This is a genomic window from Luteimonas aestuarii, assembly GCF_004357985.1.
Classification (GTDB): Bacteria; Pseudomonadota; Gammaproteobacteria; order Xanthomonadales; family Xanthomonadaceae; genus Luteimonas; species Luteimonas aestuarii.
In genome coordinates, this window is the sequence record NZ_SMTF01000020.1 from 1 (window position 1) to 15,761 (window position 15,761).

General features: G+C 67.4%; 16 protein-coding genes and 1 pseudogene. 7 read left to right on the forward strand and 10 right to left on the reverse strand.

What is annotated here, in order from left to right; translation table 11 throughout:
• The 3 genes and pseudogenes from E2F46_RS17520 to E2F46_RS17740 all read left to right on the forward strand — a co-directional run.
• Nucleotides 1–280 (forward strand): annotated as a pseudogene (locus tag E2F46_RS17520) (hypothetical protein); the annotation flags it as partial.
• A gap of 18 nt (nt 281–298) precedes the next feature.
• Nucleotides 299–1,693 (forward strand): phospholipase effector Tle1 domain-containing protein, encoded by a 1,395-nt coding sequence (locus E2F46_RS16090; RefSeq protein ID WP_133323605.1) that lies wholly within the window; start codon nt 299–301, stop codon nt 1,691–1,693.
• Between the two features lie 24 nt (nt 1,694–1,717).
• Nucleotides 1,718–2,287 carry a hypothetical protein gene (locus E2F46_RS17740; protein ID WP_243720487.1) on the forward strand — a complete coding sequence of 190 codons (570 nt, stop codon included), beginning with the start codon at nt 1,718–1,720 and terminating at the stop codon, nt 2,285–2,287.
• Between the two features lie 36 nt (nt 2,288–2,323).
• Here the strand turns inward: E2F46_RS17740 and E2F46_RS16100 are convergent, their stop codons facing one another.
• From E2F46_RS16100 to E2F46_RS16135, 8 genes are all read right to left on the reverse strand, one after another.
• Nucleotides 2,324–3,349 (reverse strand): NAD(P)H-dependent glycerol-3-phosphate dehydrogenase, encoded by a 1,026-nt coding sequence (locus E2F46_RS16100; protein WP_133323606.1) that lies wholly within the window; start codon nt 3,347–3,349, stop codon nt 2,324–2,326.
• Between the two features lie 3 nt (nt 3,350–3,352).
• Nucleotides 3,353–3,883, reverse strand: a complete 531-nt coding sequence (gene secB, locus E2F46_RS16105) for a protein-export chaperone SecB (RefSeq protein ID WP_133323607.1) — start codon at nt 3,881–3,883, stop codon at nt 3,353–3,355.
• A 59-nt stretch (nt 3,884–3,942) separates the two neighbouring features.
• Entirely contained in the window at nt 3,943–4,380 is a 438-nt protein-coding gene (locus E2F46_RS16110; protein ID WP_133323608.1) for a rhodanese-like domain-containing protein, read from the reverse strand.
• Nucleotides 4,381–5,243: 863 nt separating this feature from the next.
• Nucleotides 5,244–5,663: a hypothetical protein gene (locus E2F46_RS16115; protein ID WP_133323609.1), complete on the reverse strand. Its 420-nt coding sequence runs from the start codon at nt 5,661–5,663 to the stop codon at nt 5,244–5,246.
• A gap of 106 nt (nt 5,664–5,769) precedes the next feature.
• The gene (locus E2F46_RS16120) at nt 5,770–6,531 is read right to left on the reverse strand and encodes an endonuclease/exonuclease/phosphatase family protein (RefSeq protein ID WP_133323610.1); all 762 of its coding nucleotides are present in this window, start codon (nt 6,529–6,531) and stop codon (nt 5,770–5,772) included.
• A 19-nt stretch (nt 6,532–6,550) separates the two neighbouring features.
• Nucleotides 6,551–7,372 carry a thiol:disulfide interchange protein DsbA/DsbL gene (locus E2F46_RS16125; protein WP_133323611.1) on the reverse strand — a complete coding sequence of 274 codons (822 nt, stop codon included), beginning with the start codon at nt 7,370–7,372 and terminating at the stop codon, nt 6,551–6,553.
• Between the two features lie 57 nt (nt 7,373–7,429).
• The gene (locus tag E2F46_RS16130; RefSeq protein ID WP_165967502.1) at nt 7,430–8,053 is read right to left on the reverse strand and encodes a thiol:disulfide interchange protein DsbA/DsbL; all 624 of its coding nucleotides are present in this window, start codon (nt 8,051–8,053) and stop codon (nt 7,430–7,432) included.
• Nucleotides 8,054–8,144: 91 nt separating this feature from the next.
• Nucleotides 8,145–9,038: a c-type cytochrome gene (locus E2F46_RS16135; protein ID WP_133323613.1), complete on the reverse strand. Its 894-nt coding sequence runs from the start codon at nt 9,036–9,038 to the stop codon at nt 8,145–8,147.
• Nucleotides 9,039–9,198: 160 nt separating this feature from the next.
• Here E2F46_RS16135 and yihA point away from each other — a divergent pair, with 160 nt between their 5' ends.
• Nucleotides 9,199–9,804 carry a ribosome biogenesis GTP-binding protein YihA/YsxC gene (gene yihA / locus E2F46_RS16140; RefSeq protein ID WP_133323614.1) on the forward strand — a complete coding sequence of 202 codons (606 nt, stop codon included), beginning with the start codon at nt 9,199–9,201 and terminating at the stop codon, nt 9,802–9,804.
• A gap of 2 nt (nt 9,805–9,806) precedes the next feature.
• Here yihA and E2F46_RS16145 read toward each other — a convergent pair whose 3' ends face one another.
• Nucleotides 9,807–10,502 carry a VIT1/CCC1 transporter family protein gene (locus E2F46_RS16145; protein ID WP_165967506.1) on the reverse strand — a complete coding sequence of 232 codons (696 nt, stop codon included), beginning with the start codon at nt 10,500–10,502 and terminating at the stop codon, nt 9,807–9,809.
• A 124-nt stretch (nt 10,503–10,626) separates the two neighbouring features.
• On the opposite strand from E2F46_RS16145, the gene E2F46_RS16150 reads away from it, so the two are divergent.
• Entirely contained in the window at nt 10,627–12,003 is a 1,377-nt protein-coding gene (locus tag E2F46_RS16150; protein WP_341777572.1) for a glutamate--cysteine ligase, read from the forward strand.
• A gap of 132 nt (nt 12,004–12,135) precedes the next feature.
• On the opposite strand, the gene E2F46_RS17525 is transcribed toward E2F46_RS16150, so the two are convergent.
• Nucleotides 12,136–12,312, reverse strand: coding sequence for a hypothetical protein (locus E2F46_RS17525; RefSeq protein ID WP_165967503.1), 177 nt, complete (start codon nt 12,310–12,312; stop codon nt 12,136–12,138).
• A 210-nt stretch (nt 12,313–12,522) separates the two neighbouring features.
• On the opposite strand from E2F46_RS17525, the gene E2F46_RS17875 reads away from it, so the two are divergent.
• A complete protein-coding gene (locus E2F46_RS17875) occupies nt 12,523–12,852 on the forward strand; it encodes a helix-turn-helix domain-containing protein (RefSeq protein ID WP_133323617.1) in 330 nt (109 codons plus the stop codon).
• Nucleotides 12,853–13,001: 149 nt separating this feature from the next.
• Nucleotides 13,002–15,722, forward strand: a complete 2,721-nt coding sequence (gene ppc / locus E2F46_RS16160) for a phosphoenolpyruvate carboxylase (RefSeq protein ID WP_133323618.1) — start codon at nt 13,002–13,004, stop codon at nt 15,720–15,722.
• The last annotated feature ends 39 nt before the right edge of the window (nt 15,723–15,761 follow it).

Here is a 15,761-nt window from a genome sequence, read left to right on the forward strand (position 1 = left end):
GAGTTGGCGCTCCCGGGATGGCCAGGCGCACAAGGCCGAGATCGACATTGGCGAAATCTTCAAGGACCAGTTGATCCGGCACAACGTGCCGCGCGACGAGATGGCGGACTTGCCTGATGGTGAATACCCAAGTGACCCGGCGATCATCCTGGAAGTGAATGACCGCACGATCCGTGTCTGGATGCGTGCCTTCATTTCCACCAGGCAGTTGCAGAAGCCGGGGAATCAGTACAGCAACTTCCGCAATGATCTGATCCTGGCCGAGACCTACACCTACTGACAAAGAAGGAGCATTGTCATGGGCGAGCTGTTCAGGAAGGGAGAATCTCGCCCGTTCACGCGGAACGATCTGGGGTTGTACGAACAAGCGCGATCGACACAGCACCTCCACGAAGTGCCGGTGTTGCAGCGGTCGGATAATCGGCACGAATACCTGTTTTTTGGCCTGTTCGACGGCACTGGGCAGGACGCCGATAATCCGAAGCAATTGCTGACGAACGTGGGCTTGTTGCGTGAGCAACTCAACATCTTGCGCGATGACCCGGACAACCGTATTGGCTATGACTACGTCGCCGGCATCGGTACCCAGTCCAATCCACTTGCGCGCTACAAGGATGCGTTGATCCCGCACAGTTGGGCCGGCAGGATCGAGAACGCATACCTTGAGCTGGCTACCCAGACAAAGATATGGCGTGAGCAAGACCCCGACGCACAGATCCGCGTCGCCCATGTCGGCTACAGCCGAGGCGCGGTGCTGTCGGTAGGGCTGGCCCGGCTGGTGGACCAGTACGGCATCGCCAACCCAGACGACCTGAGGTTCGGTCGCGATGCGCACGGCAACATCACGGTGCAAGGTCCGCACCCACCGCTGGTAGAGCCCGGACAGGCCGCGCAGGCAATGGGGCTGTACGACCCGGTGGCGACCCACCTGCCCGACGACTTCGATGCGCGCCGGCCCGGCTCGGTGATCAGCGCGGTGGCCATGGCGGCCGCGCACGAGCAACGCGTGGCGTTCCCGCACCAGGCCATCCTGCAGCCCGGCCTGTCATCCGACCGGCGCTTCGCCAACCTGCTGATGCCGGGCGGGCATTCCAACGTGGGGGGCGGCAACCGTGATCCGGGGGCCGAGACGATGGCGTTCAACAGCATGGCCGACTACCTCAACGGCCTGCGCGACACGCCGCTGTTCACGCATCGTCCCCTGCCCGATGACCCTGATCAGTACACCGTGCACCAGGCGCGTGGGCCGACCGCCGTGCCCGGCCTGGACCGCAGTGGCCTGCGCGAGGTACGCCAGGATCTGGCCAACTGCAAGATCGTCGACCCTTGCCGCGATGGTGAGCCCGTGAACCGGGCGCTGGCGGAGCAGTTCGAGTACCGCCGCCTGCAGCCGACGGCGCCATTGCCAGCGCTTGCGCCGGCGCAACGGCAAGGCGCTGCGCAGCAGGCCGAACAGCCGCAGCGCATGACGTCCTTCGCCGACCCCCATGTCGACAGGGCCTATTCCGCGCTGCTGGCGGGAGACAGCGACCAGCTCGACCGGATTGCGATCGAGTTCGCGCAATCGCCCGCGGGACGACACATGGCGCAGCAGGGGGACCAGTGGCTGGCACGGCAGCAGGCCACCGAGCATCGGCAAATGCAGGAACGACAAGCGACGCAGCGGCAGGCCGACCCGGTGCTGAGCCGCTGACGCGTCCCGATACCAGCGACACCCATGGAGTGGGCGATGCAGAATGAAGAGTTGGCGCGGATCCGCATGGGCCTGGAGGAAGCGATCCAGGCGATCCTGATGCTGCGCTCGGAGATGGCCCAGCGCGAAACGCGCATGGGCGCTGCATTCGACCAGCAGGTGCAGTCGCTGCGCGCGGAGGTTGGGCAATTCCGCCATGACATCCGGAGCCTCGTGGGCGGTGCCAGCGCGCAAATCGCCAGGGAGTCCCGCGCTGCGTTGACTCCGGTGGCTGCGGAATACGACCGTGCCGTGACCGCGACCTCGGCGCAGCTGGTCGGGGCAAGCAGGACGGTGTGGATGTGGTTCGGGGCCGCGGCAACAACCCTGTTGCTGACGTTGCTGGTGGCGTGGGCGGTGCTGGGCTATTACCGGCGCGAACTGGCATCGGCCCAGGACGCGCTGCAACGCTATGAGGACGCGATTCCGGTGGTACAGGCGTTCCATGCTTCCGATGCCGTCATTTGCGGAGGGCGCATCTGCACGAATGCGGACCCGGCCGGACAGCAGGCCGGAGACCGCCAACAGTACCGGCAGGCCAGGCCCCGACCTTGAGTGAATCCACAGCTTGCTCACCCGGCTGTATCGCGATCAGCCGAACAGCTTGCTCGGGTACTCGGCCTTTTGCTCGCGTGCCATCAGCCGCGACAGGCCTTCGGCCGGGGTGATGTCGCCATGCAGCACATCGCGCACATTGCCGGCGATGGGCAATTCCACGCCGTGGCGGTCGGCCAGGCGCATCACTTCGTCGGCAGTCTGCAGCGATTCGACCACCTGGCCGATCTCGCGCACCGCTTCGTCCATCGCCTGCCCTCGGCCCAGGGCCAGGCCGAGGCGGCGGTTGCGCGACAGGTCGCCGGTGCAGGTGAGGACAAGATCGCCCAGGCCGGCCAGGCCCATCAGGGTCTCGGGCTTGCCGCCGATGGCGATGTTGAGCCGCAGCATCTCGTTGAGGCCGCGGGTGATCAGGCCGGCGCGGGCATTGAGGCCCAGGTTCATGCCATCGGCGACACCGGTGGCCACCGCCAGCACGTTCTTCATCGCGCCGCCCAGCTCGGCGCCGCGCATGTCGTCGCCGGTATAGGCGCGGAACGCGGGGCCATGCAGCACTTCGGCCACCGATTGCGCGAACCCGGCATCGTCGCCATGCACGGTCAGCGCGGTCGGCAGGCCGGACGCGACTTCCCTGGCGAACGAGGGGCCGGTCACCACGGCCAGCGGAACGTCGCTGCCAAGCGTCTCGCCCGCCACTTCATGCAGGAACCGGCCCGAGCCCGGCTCGAAACCCTTGGTGGCCCAGGCCACGCCGGCGTGTGCCGGGCGTAGCGGCGCCAGCGCGTGCAGGGTCTCGGTGAAGGCGTGGGAGGGCACCACCACCAGGATCAGGTCCGCCCCGTGCAGGGCGGCCGTGAGATCGGTGGTGGCGCGCAGGTTGTCGGGCAGGGCGATGCCCGGCAGGTAGCGCGGGTTTTCATGGCGGGCGTCGATGGCATCGATGCCCGCCGCGTCCCGGCCCCACAGCGTGGTGCGGTAGCCGTGGCGTGCGATCAGCGCGGCCAGCGCGGTGCCCCAGGAGCCCGCGCCCAGTACCGCGACCGACGGCTTGCTCGCCGACATGGGTCAGGCGTTGCCGGCCGTCTCGCTGTTCGACGACAGGTCGTTGCGCTGCTCACCCTGCTGGTCGCGCTGGCGCAGGCTTTCCGCGTACAGCGCGTCGAAGTTGATCGGCTGCAGCAGGAACGGCGCAAAGCCGCCGGCCTGGATCAGGTCGGAGATCATCTGGCGCGCGTACGGGTACAGCACGTTCGGGCACTGGGTGCCGAGCAGCGCATCGGCCACGTTGGATTCGAACCCGGCCAGCGCGAACACGCCCGCCTGCTGCACTTCGGCCACGTATATCGTGTTGCCGTCGCCTTCGCCCGCGGTGCAGGTCAGGGTCACGCCCAGCACCACTTCGAACACGTTGTCGCCCAGGCGCTGCACGCGCTGGTTGAGGTTCATGTTGAGCTGCGGCTGGCCCTGCTCGTTGAACACGGCGGGCGCCTTCGGCGACTCGAAGGACACGTCCTTGACGTAGATCTTCTCGACGCTGAACTGCGGGCCGGTGGGCTGGGCCGGCGCGACGGCGCCGTTGTTGGCTTGCTCGGACATCTTGGGATTGCTCCGGGAAATGAATGACGCGAAAGGGCGGGATTATCGCATTTCTGCGGTCAGCCCCGGCCCTTCGCAAGGGGCAGGTCGGCCTGCTGCCAGCCGCCGATGCCGCCGTCCAGCACGTAGACCTTCTCGAAACCCGCCTTCTTCAGGCGCTGGGCCGCGCCGCCGGCCGTCATGCCGGTCTTGCAGACCAGCACCACGGGCAGGGACTTGGCCGGGGCCAGTTGCTTGTTTTCCGGGTCGAACTGGCTCATCTGCACGTTCTTGGCGCCGGGGATGTGGCCCTTGTCGAAGTCGGCGATCGGCCGCAGGTCCACCACCAGCGCGTTCTCGCGGTTGATCAGGCCGGTCAGCTCGGCCGGGCGCAGCGACTTGTAGCCGCGGAACAGCCGTGCGAATTCGGTATAGATGAGGGCGGCGGTGATGCCGGCGAGCGCCATCGACAGCATCGGGTTGCGGCCGAAGAAGGCCATCAGTTCTTCAAGGTTCACGGCAACGGGCGGATCTGGCGGGGCGGGGATTGTCGCACAGGGGACGGGCAGGAGTTTCCGGCCTCGACGAGGAGCAAGGCTTGGGAGCCCTTGAGCGATGGCATAGCGAGCCAGGGGCATCCCGCCCGTGGACGGGCGGGTAACGTTTTCTTGCTGGCCCAAGAGAAAGTCACCAAAGCGAAGGGCCTTTCCCCGGCGAAGCTAACGATATTGCCGAAAGTGCGTCGGGATTTTCCGACTCGCCATCAGCAGTTGTTTCCGTGCGTCGCTCGTTACGCGTGGCGACGCGTTCATAAGCGTTGCGCTTGGAAGATTACGTTTGGCGCGGCTCGGTCGGAAAACGCCGCACAGCCATGTGCGGCGCCCTGCGGGTCTGGGGTGTGCTGTCGCGGTTTACCCGTGAATCCAAAGTCGTCATCCCGGCTTGGCCAGCCTTCGGCTGCTGAACATCGCCTCGCCGAGATGACGAGGCTCGGGATTCTGATCTGCGTCCAGCCGAAACGTTGCTGAAAGACCCGGCGCGCGGCCGGCACGGAGGCCGGCCGTTGTTCGAAGGGACAGGGATGTCGTGTTGGAAAATCCCGTCGGGCCCAGGCTGAAACGTTAGCCCCGTCGGGGAACGCATTTCCCTGGTTACTTCCTTGACCGGCTGCGTGGTTCGCCCCGCAGTGGGCAAGCATGGAAAGTGGCCCGCCCGCTTGCGGGCGGAATGCCGTTGATCCTCGGTGGCACGATTGGCCGACGCACGACGCGTCAGCCAGAACATGCCGCCACGACGCATGTCTTTCCGTGCGTCGACGCAGGCACCACCATCAGTCGTCTGCGTCAGCGACGCGTGGACAACCGCCCCAGGACAGGGACACTTACTCCCCCGACCAGAAATCCGGTAGCCCGCCGACGATCCACCACCGTTTCGCCGCCGCGTCGAAACGCCAATGTTCGGTGTAGCGCTGCGTGCGCTCGGTCATGTTGTGGCGGTTGATCAGGCCGATCTCGATCTCGCGGAAGGCTTCCGCCTCGCCCGGACGCGAGGAACGTTCCCGGTACTGCGACACCTGCACCTGCTTGTAGCGCTCGAACTGCAGGTCGGTCATCGGGTTCGCTTCGCGGTAGGCGGGTTCGACCAGGTTCCAGGCGCCTTCGAAATCGCCCCAGCGGATCGCCGCCGACCAGTCGTACTGCGCGCGGTCCAGCGCCGACACCTGCTTGCCGGTGCTGGCGCACCCGGTGGCGAGGACGGTGGTGGCGCAGGCGAGGAGGAGGGCGATCAGGAACGTGCGCATGCCGGGACCCGCGTGTCGGTGGTGTAGGCATCGTAGGCGCTGGCGTCGTCGCTGCCCAGCCCGGCGGCGGCGGCGACGGTGGGACGGGCGAAGCGCATCCCGCGCGCTATCGCGCCAGCGCGGCCTCGGGGACTTCCAGTTCGACCGACAGCGCAAGATGGTCCGAGAACGCCGCCGGCATCGCGCGCATGCCCTCGCAGCGCAGCGACGAGGTGACCAGGATATGGTCGATCGCGCGCTGCGGCTTCCAGCTGGGAAAGGTATGCACGGCGCAGGCGGGCGGCTGCAGGTTGGTGCCGCGGTACAGGATGTCCATCTCCGGCCGGTCTGGCGGGCAGTTGAAGTCGCCCATCAGCACCGCGTTGGGATGGTCGTGCAGCAGTTCGGCGATGAAGGACAGCTGCGAGCGCCGCGACTGCGCGCCCAGGGACAGGTGGGCCACGGCGATGGTCAGGCCGCTGTCGCCCTCGCCGAAGCGAGCCGTGAGCACGCCGCGTCCGGAAATGCGGCCGGGTAGCGGATGGTCGGACACTTCCACCGGCTCCAGTTTGCTCAACAGGCCGTTGGCGCTGGACGCGACGCTGCCGACGCGGCGGTTGGGCTGGTGGCTCCAGTAATCGAAGCCGCCCTGTTCGGCCAGATAGTGGGTCTGGTTGGTGAAGCCCGAACGCCAGCTGCCGGGGTCGCTTTCCTGCAAACCGACGATGTCGTGCTCGCCCGCGAGGCGGGCGATGGTGTCGAGCATGTCGCGCTTGCGCCCGGCCGGCAGCACGTGCGACCAGCTGCGCGTCGCGTAGTCGCTGTAGCGACGCGTGCTGGAACCGGCCTGGATGTTCGCGCTGAGCAGCTTCAGCCGTTGCGACGGCATGTGCGCCCCGGTCGCTGGCTCATCGCGCGGCGTCACGCTCGTGCGCGACCAGGCGATCGGCGATCTGCAACTGCTCTTCGTGGCTGCGGCCGATCACACGGTAGCGACCGTTGACGATCAGCGTCGGCGTGGCCTGCACGCCGCTGCGCATCGCGAACTGGCGTGCGCGCCCGATGTTGGCGTTCACCGCGAAGCTTTGCATCGTGCTCTTGGCTTCCTGCGCCGGGAGGCCGTGCTTGCCGAAGAACGCGGCGATGTCGTCGACGCTGGCGTTCTGGCGCAGGCTGCGCTCGAGGTGGATGGCGCGGAACAGGGGCGAATGCACGCGGTCGAGGATGCCGGTCGCTTCTGCGGCGTAGTACGCGCGCGGAAAGTTGTCCTGCTCGTTGAACACGGCCGGCACGTAGACGAAGCGGACGTCGGCAGGCTGGCGCGCCTTCCACGCCGTGACCAGCGGGTCGAACTGGGCGCAGGCGCCGCACCAGTAGGCGAACACCTCGGCCACTTCGATGTCGTTGCCGACCCGATAGGGCTGGCCGCCCTGGATGATGTCGTAGTCGCGGCCAACGGTCAGGCCCGGGACTGGCGTGGCCGCACCGCGCGGCGGCACGGCGGCGGCGGTCTCGGGCGCGGCTTCGATCGCGTCGGTGGCCGGGGCCTCGCCTTCGGCGGGCGTGGCGGTTTCGACCGGTGCGTTCGGGTCGATGGCAGGCTCGTCGGCGATGGTTTCCACCGGTGCCGGTTCTACCGTGGCGGGAGCTGCGGGTTCGGGCGCGTCCTGGCTGCCGCAGGCGGCGAGCAGCACGGACAGGAGCAGGGGCAGGGCGATGCGCGGGGTCATGCGTGCGGTCCTGGAAAGAAACGGATCAGGCGCCAAGGATACCGGGCCGGAGGTGAATCAGTGGGCGCTGCCGCCCGATTTCGCCAGTTCGTCGACGAGACGCAGCGTGTCGCCGAAGCTGCTCCCCTGCACGCGGTAGCGGCCGTCGACCACCAGCGTCGGCGTGCCCTGGATGCCGTTGCGCACGGCGAACTCGCGTGCGGTCGCCATCTTCGCGTCGGTGGCGGGGCTGTCCATGGCGACGCGGAAGCGGGCTGCATCGATACCCAGGGTCGCGGCGAAGCTGGCCAGTTCGTTCGCGGTCGCGCCGCGCGCGGGCAGCGCGCCGCTGCGATGGATCGCGTGGTAGGCCGCGTCGTGGAACCGGTCCAGCACGCCGAGCGATTCGGCCGCGAAATAGGCGCGTGCATAGCCGTTCTGCAGGTCGAATGCGGCCGGCAGATAGACGAAGCGCACGTTCGCAGGCGCGGTGCGCTTCCACTGCGCGAGGATCGGCTGGAAGTTGGCGCAGTGGCCGCAGGTGTAGGCGAACACCTCCACCACTTCCAGCTTGCCGTCCGCCGGCTGCAGGGCCATGCCGTTTTCGATCGGCTGCAGGCCCGGGCCGTGGTCGTGGCCGTCATGGGCGGAGGCGGGGGCAAAAGCCAGCAGCACGGCCAGCAGGACGGTCAGGCGGGGCATGGGATCGAATACCGGAAACGAAAACGCCGGCGCAGGATGGCTGCGCCGGCGTTCCGGATCAAGCGCGGAGCGCCTGTCCGATGGCTGCGGCTCAGGAATCCTGGGCCGGCTGCGCGGCATCCTCGCCCTCGGTGTCGGCCTCGTCTGCCGCCGGGGCCGGGGCGGGGGCCGGCGCAGGAGCGGGACCATTCGCCGCGGCCGACTGGATCGCCGCCAGCGTGCGTGCGTCCGGGCGGACATGCAGGCCCTGCAGGTAGCTCGCCAGCGCCTGGATCTCTTCGTCGGTCAGCGACCTGGCCACGTCGGCCATCACGTTGAACAGCGCCGGGTCCTGCTCGGTCGTGGTGCCAGTGCGGTAGAACTCCAGGCGGCGCGCGGTGTACCACGCCTGCTGGCCGGCCACGTGCGGATACGCCGGGCCCGGATTGCCCTGGCCGGCGGGGCCGTGGCAGGCCATGCAGGCGGGCAGGCCGCGCGAGGCGTCGCCGGCGCGGAACAGCTGCTGGCCCACTTCGTAGAACTTCATGCCCTCGTAGGGACCATCGGCGACGACGCTGTCGTCGGCGATGCCAGCGCCCGAGGCCTGCGCGGCGTAGTGCGCGCCCAGGTCGCGCATGTCCTGCGCGCTGAGCGGCTGCGCGAACGGCTGCATCACCGGGTCCACGCGTTCGCCGCTCTTGAACAGCGCCAGCTGGTGCGCGATGTAGCGCTCGCTGTTGCCGGCGATGCGCGGGTACAGGCTGGGGTCGGCCTCGGCATTGCCGTCCAGGCCGTGGCAGGCGGCGCAGGCGCCGGCCAGCGTGGCGCCGGCCTGCGGATCGCCGGGGCGGGCCTCGGACAGGGCGGCCACGGCGTTCGCGTCCAGCGGCATGGTCTCGACCGGCGGATTGTCCGGCAGCGGTTCGACCGAGGATTGGGCAAAAGCGACCGCACCGGCCACGAGGGCGGCGATACCGGCGACGGCGTAGGCGCGAGCGTGGCGCATTGCTGGGCTCCGTGGATCGATGCGCGGGGCGCCGGAGGGCGGCCGCAAGGCCTGAAATTATGGTTGCGGGCCCGGAAACGGTCAAACACCGGTGTGCCGGGGGGCAGGCCGCTGGCGTCGGGTCCATGCGATGCTGCCGTCTTTCGCCAGACTCGTCCGCATGTCCAGTCCGCTCGAACGCGCCCGCTACCTGCTGGCCGCGCACACCCGCAAACAGCTGCCCGAGGATGGCGGCGCCGAGGTCGCCTTCGCCGGCCGCTCCAACGCCGGGAAGTCCAGCGCGCTCAATGCGTTGTGCCGCCAGAACGCCCTGGCGCGGGTGTCCAAGACCCCCGGCCGCACGCAGCAGCTGGTGTACTTCGAACTGCCGCCGCACGAAGGCAAGTACCTCGTCGACCTGCCCGGCTACGGCTACGCCAAGGTGCCGCAGGACCTGCAAGCGCACTGGCAGGCCTTCCTCGACCAGTACTTCCACACCCGCGCGGCGCTGAAGGGCCTGGTGGTGGTGATGGATATCCGCCACCCGCTGAAGGATTACGATCGGGAGATGCTGGGCTTCGCCGTGCGCCGCGGCATCCCCGCGCACGCGCTGCTGACCAAGGCCGACAAGCTGTCGCGCGGCGCGGCCTCCAGCGCGGTGCTGGCCGTGCGCCGCGAACTGGCCGGGCCGTATGGCGATACGGTCAGCGTGCAGGCGTTCTCGGGCGAGTCGAAGCAGGGCGTGGAAGAGGCGCGCGCCGTCGTCGAAGGCTGGCTGGGGCTGTAACGCTACAGCGCAACCTGGAACAGCCGGCCGACGGCGCTGGCGGCGACCATTGCCAGCGCGCCCCAGAACACCACCCGGGCGGCGCCGCGCGCAACGGCGGCACCCCCGGCCCAGGCGGCCAGTCCGCCGGAAAGCGACAGCCCGACAAGGGTTGTGGCGATCACCACCGGCTCAACGCGGCCGGGCGGCGCCAGCAGGGCCGCGACCAATGGCAGGGCCGCGCCGACGATGAAGGCGACGGCCGAGGCCAGCGCAGCCTGCAGCGGGCGCGCTCGCAATGTCTCGGTGATGCCAAGTTCGTCTCGCGCGTGGGCGGCCAGCGCATCGTGCGCGCTCAGCTGTCCGGCAACCTGTCGTGAAAGTGCGGCATCCAGCCCGCGTTGGCGGTAGATGGCGGCCAGTTCTTCCAGCTCCTGCGCGGGCGAGTCATGCAGCTCGCGCCGCTCGAGCGCAAGGTCGGCATGTTCGGTATCGAGCTGCGAACGCACGGAAACGTACTCGCCTGCAGCCATCGACATTGCACCCGCGACGGTACCCGCGATACCCGCCATCAGCACGCCTTGCGCGCCACTGCCGGCTGCGGCGACGCCAACCACCAGGCCCGCCACCGAGACGATCCCGTCGTTGGCGCCCAGCACGGCCGCACGGAGCCAGCCCGCCCTTTCGGTCCGGTGCCGTTCCGGATGCCGGTTGCGCAGCGCGGACGTCGTGCGGGGCATGGCAGCAGCATAGCCGTCACGGCGCGCGGAACACAGAAGCGCTCGCCGCGTCGCCAATGCACCCCGTGGCAACCGCTATAGTGCCGCCCTGTCCCGCGGCGCCATCGAGAGCCCCTTGTCCAGCCCCAGCCACACGGCCGACACGCCGATCACCGACCGCGCGCAACTGGTCGCCGTGCTGGCGTCGGGCGAAAAGCCGCGCGAGGCCTGGCGCATCGGCACCGAGCACGAGAAGTTTGGCTTCCGGCTCGACGACCTGCGCCCGCCGACATTCGACGGCGACCGCGGCATCGAGGCGTTGCTGAAGGGCCTGGTGCGCTTCGGCTGGGACCCGGTCGACGAGGGCGGCCGCACCATCGCCCTGCTCAAGGATGGCGCATCGGTCACGCTGGAACCGGCGGGCCAGCTGGAGCTGTCCGGCGCCATGCTCGAGAACATCCACCAGACCTGCCGTGAGGTCGGTGCGCACCTGTATGAAGTGAAGGCCGTCGCCGACGAACTGCGGCTTGGTTTCCTCGGCATGGGTTTCCAGCCCAAGTGGCGCCGCGACCAGATGCCGTGGATGCCCAAGGGCCGCTACCGCATCATGCGCGAGTACATGCCCAAGGTCGGTTCGCTGGGCCTGGACATGATGACCCGCACCTGCACCGTGCAGGTCAACCTGGATTACGCCAGTGAAGCGGACATGGTGAAGAAGTTCCGCGTGTCGCTGGCGCTGCAGCCGGTGGCGACCGCGCTGTTCGCCGACTCGCCGTTCACCGAAGGCAAGCCCAACGGCTACCTCAGTTACCGCTCGCACATCTGGACCGATACCGACCCGGACCGCACCGGCATGCTCGACTTCGTGTTCGAGGACGGCTTCGGCTACGAGCGTTACGTCGATTACCTGCTCGACGTGCCGATGTACTTCAGTTATCGCGATGGCGTGTACCACGATGCCAGCGGCCAGAGCTTCCGCGACTTCCTGCAGGGGCGGTTGCCGGTGCTGCCGGGCGCGTTGCCCACGCTGCGCGACTGGAACGACCACATGACCACCGCCTTCCCGGAAGTGCGGATGAAGAAGTACCTGGAAATGCGCGGCGCCGATGGCGGCCCCTGGAACCGGCTGTGCGCGCTGCCCGCATTCTGGACCGGGCTGTTGTACGACGATGCCGCGCTCGACGCCGCCTGGGACCTGGTGAAGGGGTTTTCGATGGCCGAGCGCAATGCCATGCGCGACGCCGTGCCGCGCATGGCGCTGGGCGCGCCTGCGCCGGGTGGCACCCTCCGTGAACTGGCGCGCGAAGCGCTGAAGGTTTCCGTCGCCGGCCTGCGCCGCCGTGCGCGGCTCAACAGCAAGGGCATGGACGAAACCGGCTTCCTCGATGCGCTGGTCGAGATCGTCGAGTCCGGCCAGACCCCTGCAGAGCGCAAGCTGGAGCTGTTCCACGGTGAGTGGAACGGCGACATCGACCGGGTGTTCCGCGAGTTCGCATACTGATCCCCACAAGCAACATTAACTCTGCTTGTGGGGATTACGACTCATCCGTTAGCTCTCTGGAGCAGAGACTCGAATATATCGGAAGGATATTTGTCCAGCGAAGATGAGCCCAAGTCGAAGATGAACCCAATATTAGTACTGTTTGCTCATCTTGCCGCCATCATCTCCGTCAGTAACTTTCTCCGATTTTTCTGGGCTGAAAAATGCAAGTGCGATAGCTTGTGCAGCGCAACCATCTCCATTTGCCGGGTTGCAGTTGCCACCAGTGATGGCAGTGGTTTCAACTTCAGATAGATTTCTAATAGTCACGATCGATTCCCTACAAAATTTGTTAGACAAAGAGTACTTTTCAAACGACGATGTGTTGCCATGATGCATACGCAAAAATTATGGTGCTGCGATATGTCGAAGTTGGGTACGTTTTCCCGAGTAACTATTGTCTCGCCTAGGCGTTGATGCGCAAGATCAATTTTGAATTTGTCTAGGAATTTTAGACAAAACATAACAAGGAGGTTTCGGATGTCGCTAGGAACCCGAATTCGACAGGTACGCAGTCAGTCCGGTATGACCATCAGGCAGTTGGCCGGCAGAATCAATGTCTCTCATGCGACTCTAGGGCATTGGGAAACTGGCAAGTGCCTTCCGTCTGTCGTCAGCTTGCTTCGAATTTCACGTGAAACGAGCTGTGATTTCACCTGGCTCGCAACTGGGCATGTGCATTCAGAACTGAGTGGTCTGACTGAAAATGAAATCAATGCGATCTCGTGCGGTGCTGGTGTCTATGGCGGTAGTGCCGAGGCATATGGTCCGACTTGGGCTCTTCGTGGAAACATGTTTCATTCAATTTGATGTAGGTGGGTGCTTTCAAGCAACACAAAGTTCTAGTGATGGAGTGCTGCCGAAACACGGAGGCAATGTGGCGAGCATGGGTTGCTAATGCTCGGATAGTCGCGTTTGAAACCAACGCTGTTGCATAGGAATGCGTTAGCCTTCGGGCCATGACCGCCCTTCCCGCCGCGCCCCTGCGCGAACACCTCGATTTCGCCGAGACCGACACCCTGCTGCGCGACGACGTGCGGCGAATGGGCGCGCTGGTGGGCGACGTATTGGCCGAGCAGGGTTCGCAAGCGCTGCTGGATGAAGTGGAAGGCATCCGCCGCGCGGCCATCGCGCGGCGCGAGCAGGGCCTGCCGGTGGACGCGCTGGCGAACGAGTTGTCGCAGGTGCCGCTGCAGGATGCCGAGAAGGTGGTGCGCGCGTTCGCTGCCTATTTCGGTGCGATCAACCTTGCCGAGCGCGTGCATCGCATCCGCCGCCGCCGCGACTACGAGCGCAGCAGCAGCCAGCCGCAGCCGGGCGGCTTCGAGGCGGTGTTGCGCGACCTGCAGGCCGACGGGGTGAGTTTCGAGGAACTCGTCGCCACCCTGCCGCGCTTGTGGGTGGAGCCGGTGTTCACCGCGCATCCCACCGAGGCCGTGCGCCGGGTGATGCTGGACAAGGAGCGCACCATCGTCGAACGCCTCGTGGCCGACATCGACCGCGCACGCACGCCGGTCGAGCGCAAGGCGGACCTGGCGCGGATCCTGCTGTCGCTGACATCGATGTGGCAGACCTCGGACGTGCCGGCCAGCAAGCCGACCGTCGGCGACGAGGTCGACCACGTCGGCTACTACCTGTCGAACACGCTGTACCGCGTGGTGCCGGTGTACTACGAAGCCTTCGCCGATGCGGTGGAAGCGGTGTACGGGCGCCGCATCGCGTTGCCGCAGGTGCTGCGTTTCGGCACCTGGGTGGGTGGCGACATGGATGGCAACCCGAACGTCAACGCCGACACCATCCGTGCCGCCCTGGATGCGCAGCGCGCGAATGCGATCGAGCGCTACCGCAGCGACCTGCGCGCGCTGGGCAACGTGCTGACGCAATCGCTGGGCCGCATCGGCGTGGACGATGCCGTGCTGGCGCGGCTGGAGGCCTATGCGGGCGAGTTTCCCAAGGCGTTCGCGAAGCTGCCGGCGCGACAGGCGGACATGCCCTACCGCCGCCTGCTGGCGATGATGCGCGCGAAACTGGCCGCGACCAATGGTGCCGACGCGCGTGGCTACGAGGGCCTGGGCGGCTTCATCGCCGACCTGGAGCTCATCGACGCCAGCCTGGCGAACCACCGCGGCGAGCACGCGGGCCGCTTCGCGTTGCAGCGCCTGCTGTGGCGCGTGCGCACGTTCGGCTTCCACCTCGCCGCACTGGACCTGCGCCAGGATTCGGCGGTGCACGATGCCGCGCTGTCCGCACTCCTGGGCGATGCCGGCTGGGCGGACCGTCCCGTCGACGCACGCGTGTCGCGACTGCAGGTGTTGCTGGACGATCCGGCATCGGCCCCTGTGCCGGACGACGACACCCTGGCCTCGACGCTCGAGGTCTTCCGCACCGTGCTGGAGGTGCGCCGCACGCACGGCGTGCATGCCACCGGGCTGTACATCATCAGCATGAGCCGCAGCGCCGCCGACGCGCTGGCGGTGCTGGCGCTGGCGCGCGTGGCCGGCTGCGTCGAAGGCGATGCCGTGCCGCTGGACGTGGCGCCGCTGTTCGAAACCGTCGACGACCTGCAGGCGGCGGCTGGCGTGATGCAGTCGCTGTTCGAGGACCCGGCGTATCGCGCGCACCTGAAGGCGCGCAACGACGAGCAGACGGTGATGCTGGGCTATTCCGACAGCGCCAAGGACGGTGGCCTGCTGGCCTCGCGCTGGACGCTGCAGCGCGCGCAGGTGGAACTGACCGCGCTGGCCAACAAGTACGGCGTGCGGATCATGTTCTTCCACGGCCGTGGCGGCTCGGTCAGCCGCGGCGGCGGCAAGACCGAGCGCGCGATCATCGCCGCGCCGCGCGGTTCGGTGAACGGCAGCATGCGGGTGACCGAGCAGGGCGAAGTGATCCATCGCAAGTACGGCATCCGCGCGCTGGCGCTGCGCAATCTCGAACAGACCACCGGCGCGGTGTTGCGCGCCACGCTGCGCCCGCGCCCGCGCGATACGCGCGAGGAGCAGTGGAAAGAGATGGCAAGGACACTGGCGGACAAGTCGCGCCAGCATTACCGCGCGCTGGTGCACGAGCATGCGGACTTCCCCGACTACTTCCGCGCGGCCACGCCGATCGACGTGATCGAACGGCTGCAGATCGGTTCGCGCCCGTCGCGTCGCCGCGATGGCGGCATCAACAACCTGCGTGCGATCCCGTGGGTGTTCGCGTGGTCGCAGAACCGCTCCGGCCTGACCGGCTGGTACGGCATCGGCCATGCGCTGCAGTGCGGCGTGCAAAAGTTCGGCCAGGACGCGATGGCCGAGATGACGCGCGAGTGGCCGTTCTTCGCCGCGGTGATCGACGATGTCGAAATGCTGCTGGCCAAGTCCGATCTCGCCATCTTCGAGCGCTACTCCCGGCTGGCCGGCGACCTGCACGACCGCATGTACCCCGGCATCGCCGAAGAATTCCTGCGCACCTGCGACGCCATCCTGCTGCTCAAGCAACGCGACCGTATCCTGGCCGACGACTACCGCCTGCGGCTGTCGATCCGGCTGCGCAATCCCTACGTCGATCCGATCAGCCTGCTGCAGGTGGACCTGCTGGAGCGCTGGCGCAAGGGTGAGCGCAAGGACGACGACATGCTCGGCGCGCTGGTCTCGACGGTGAACGGCATCGCGGCGGGGATCCAGAACACCGGTTAGCCGCGCGCGCATCTCCCTCCACCGCGCGCGGGGAAGGGT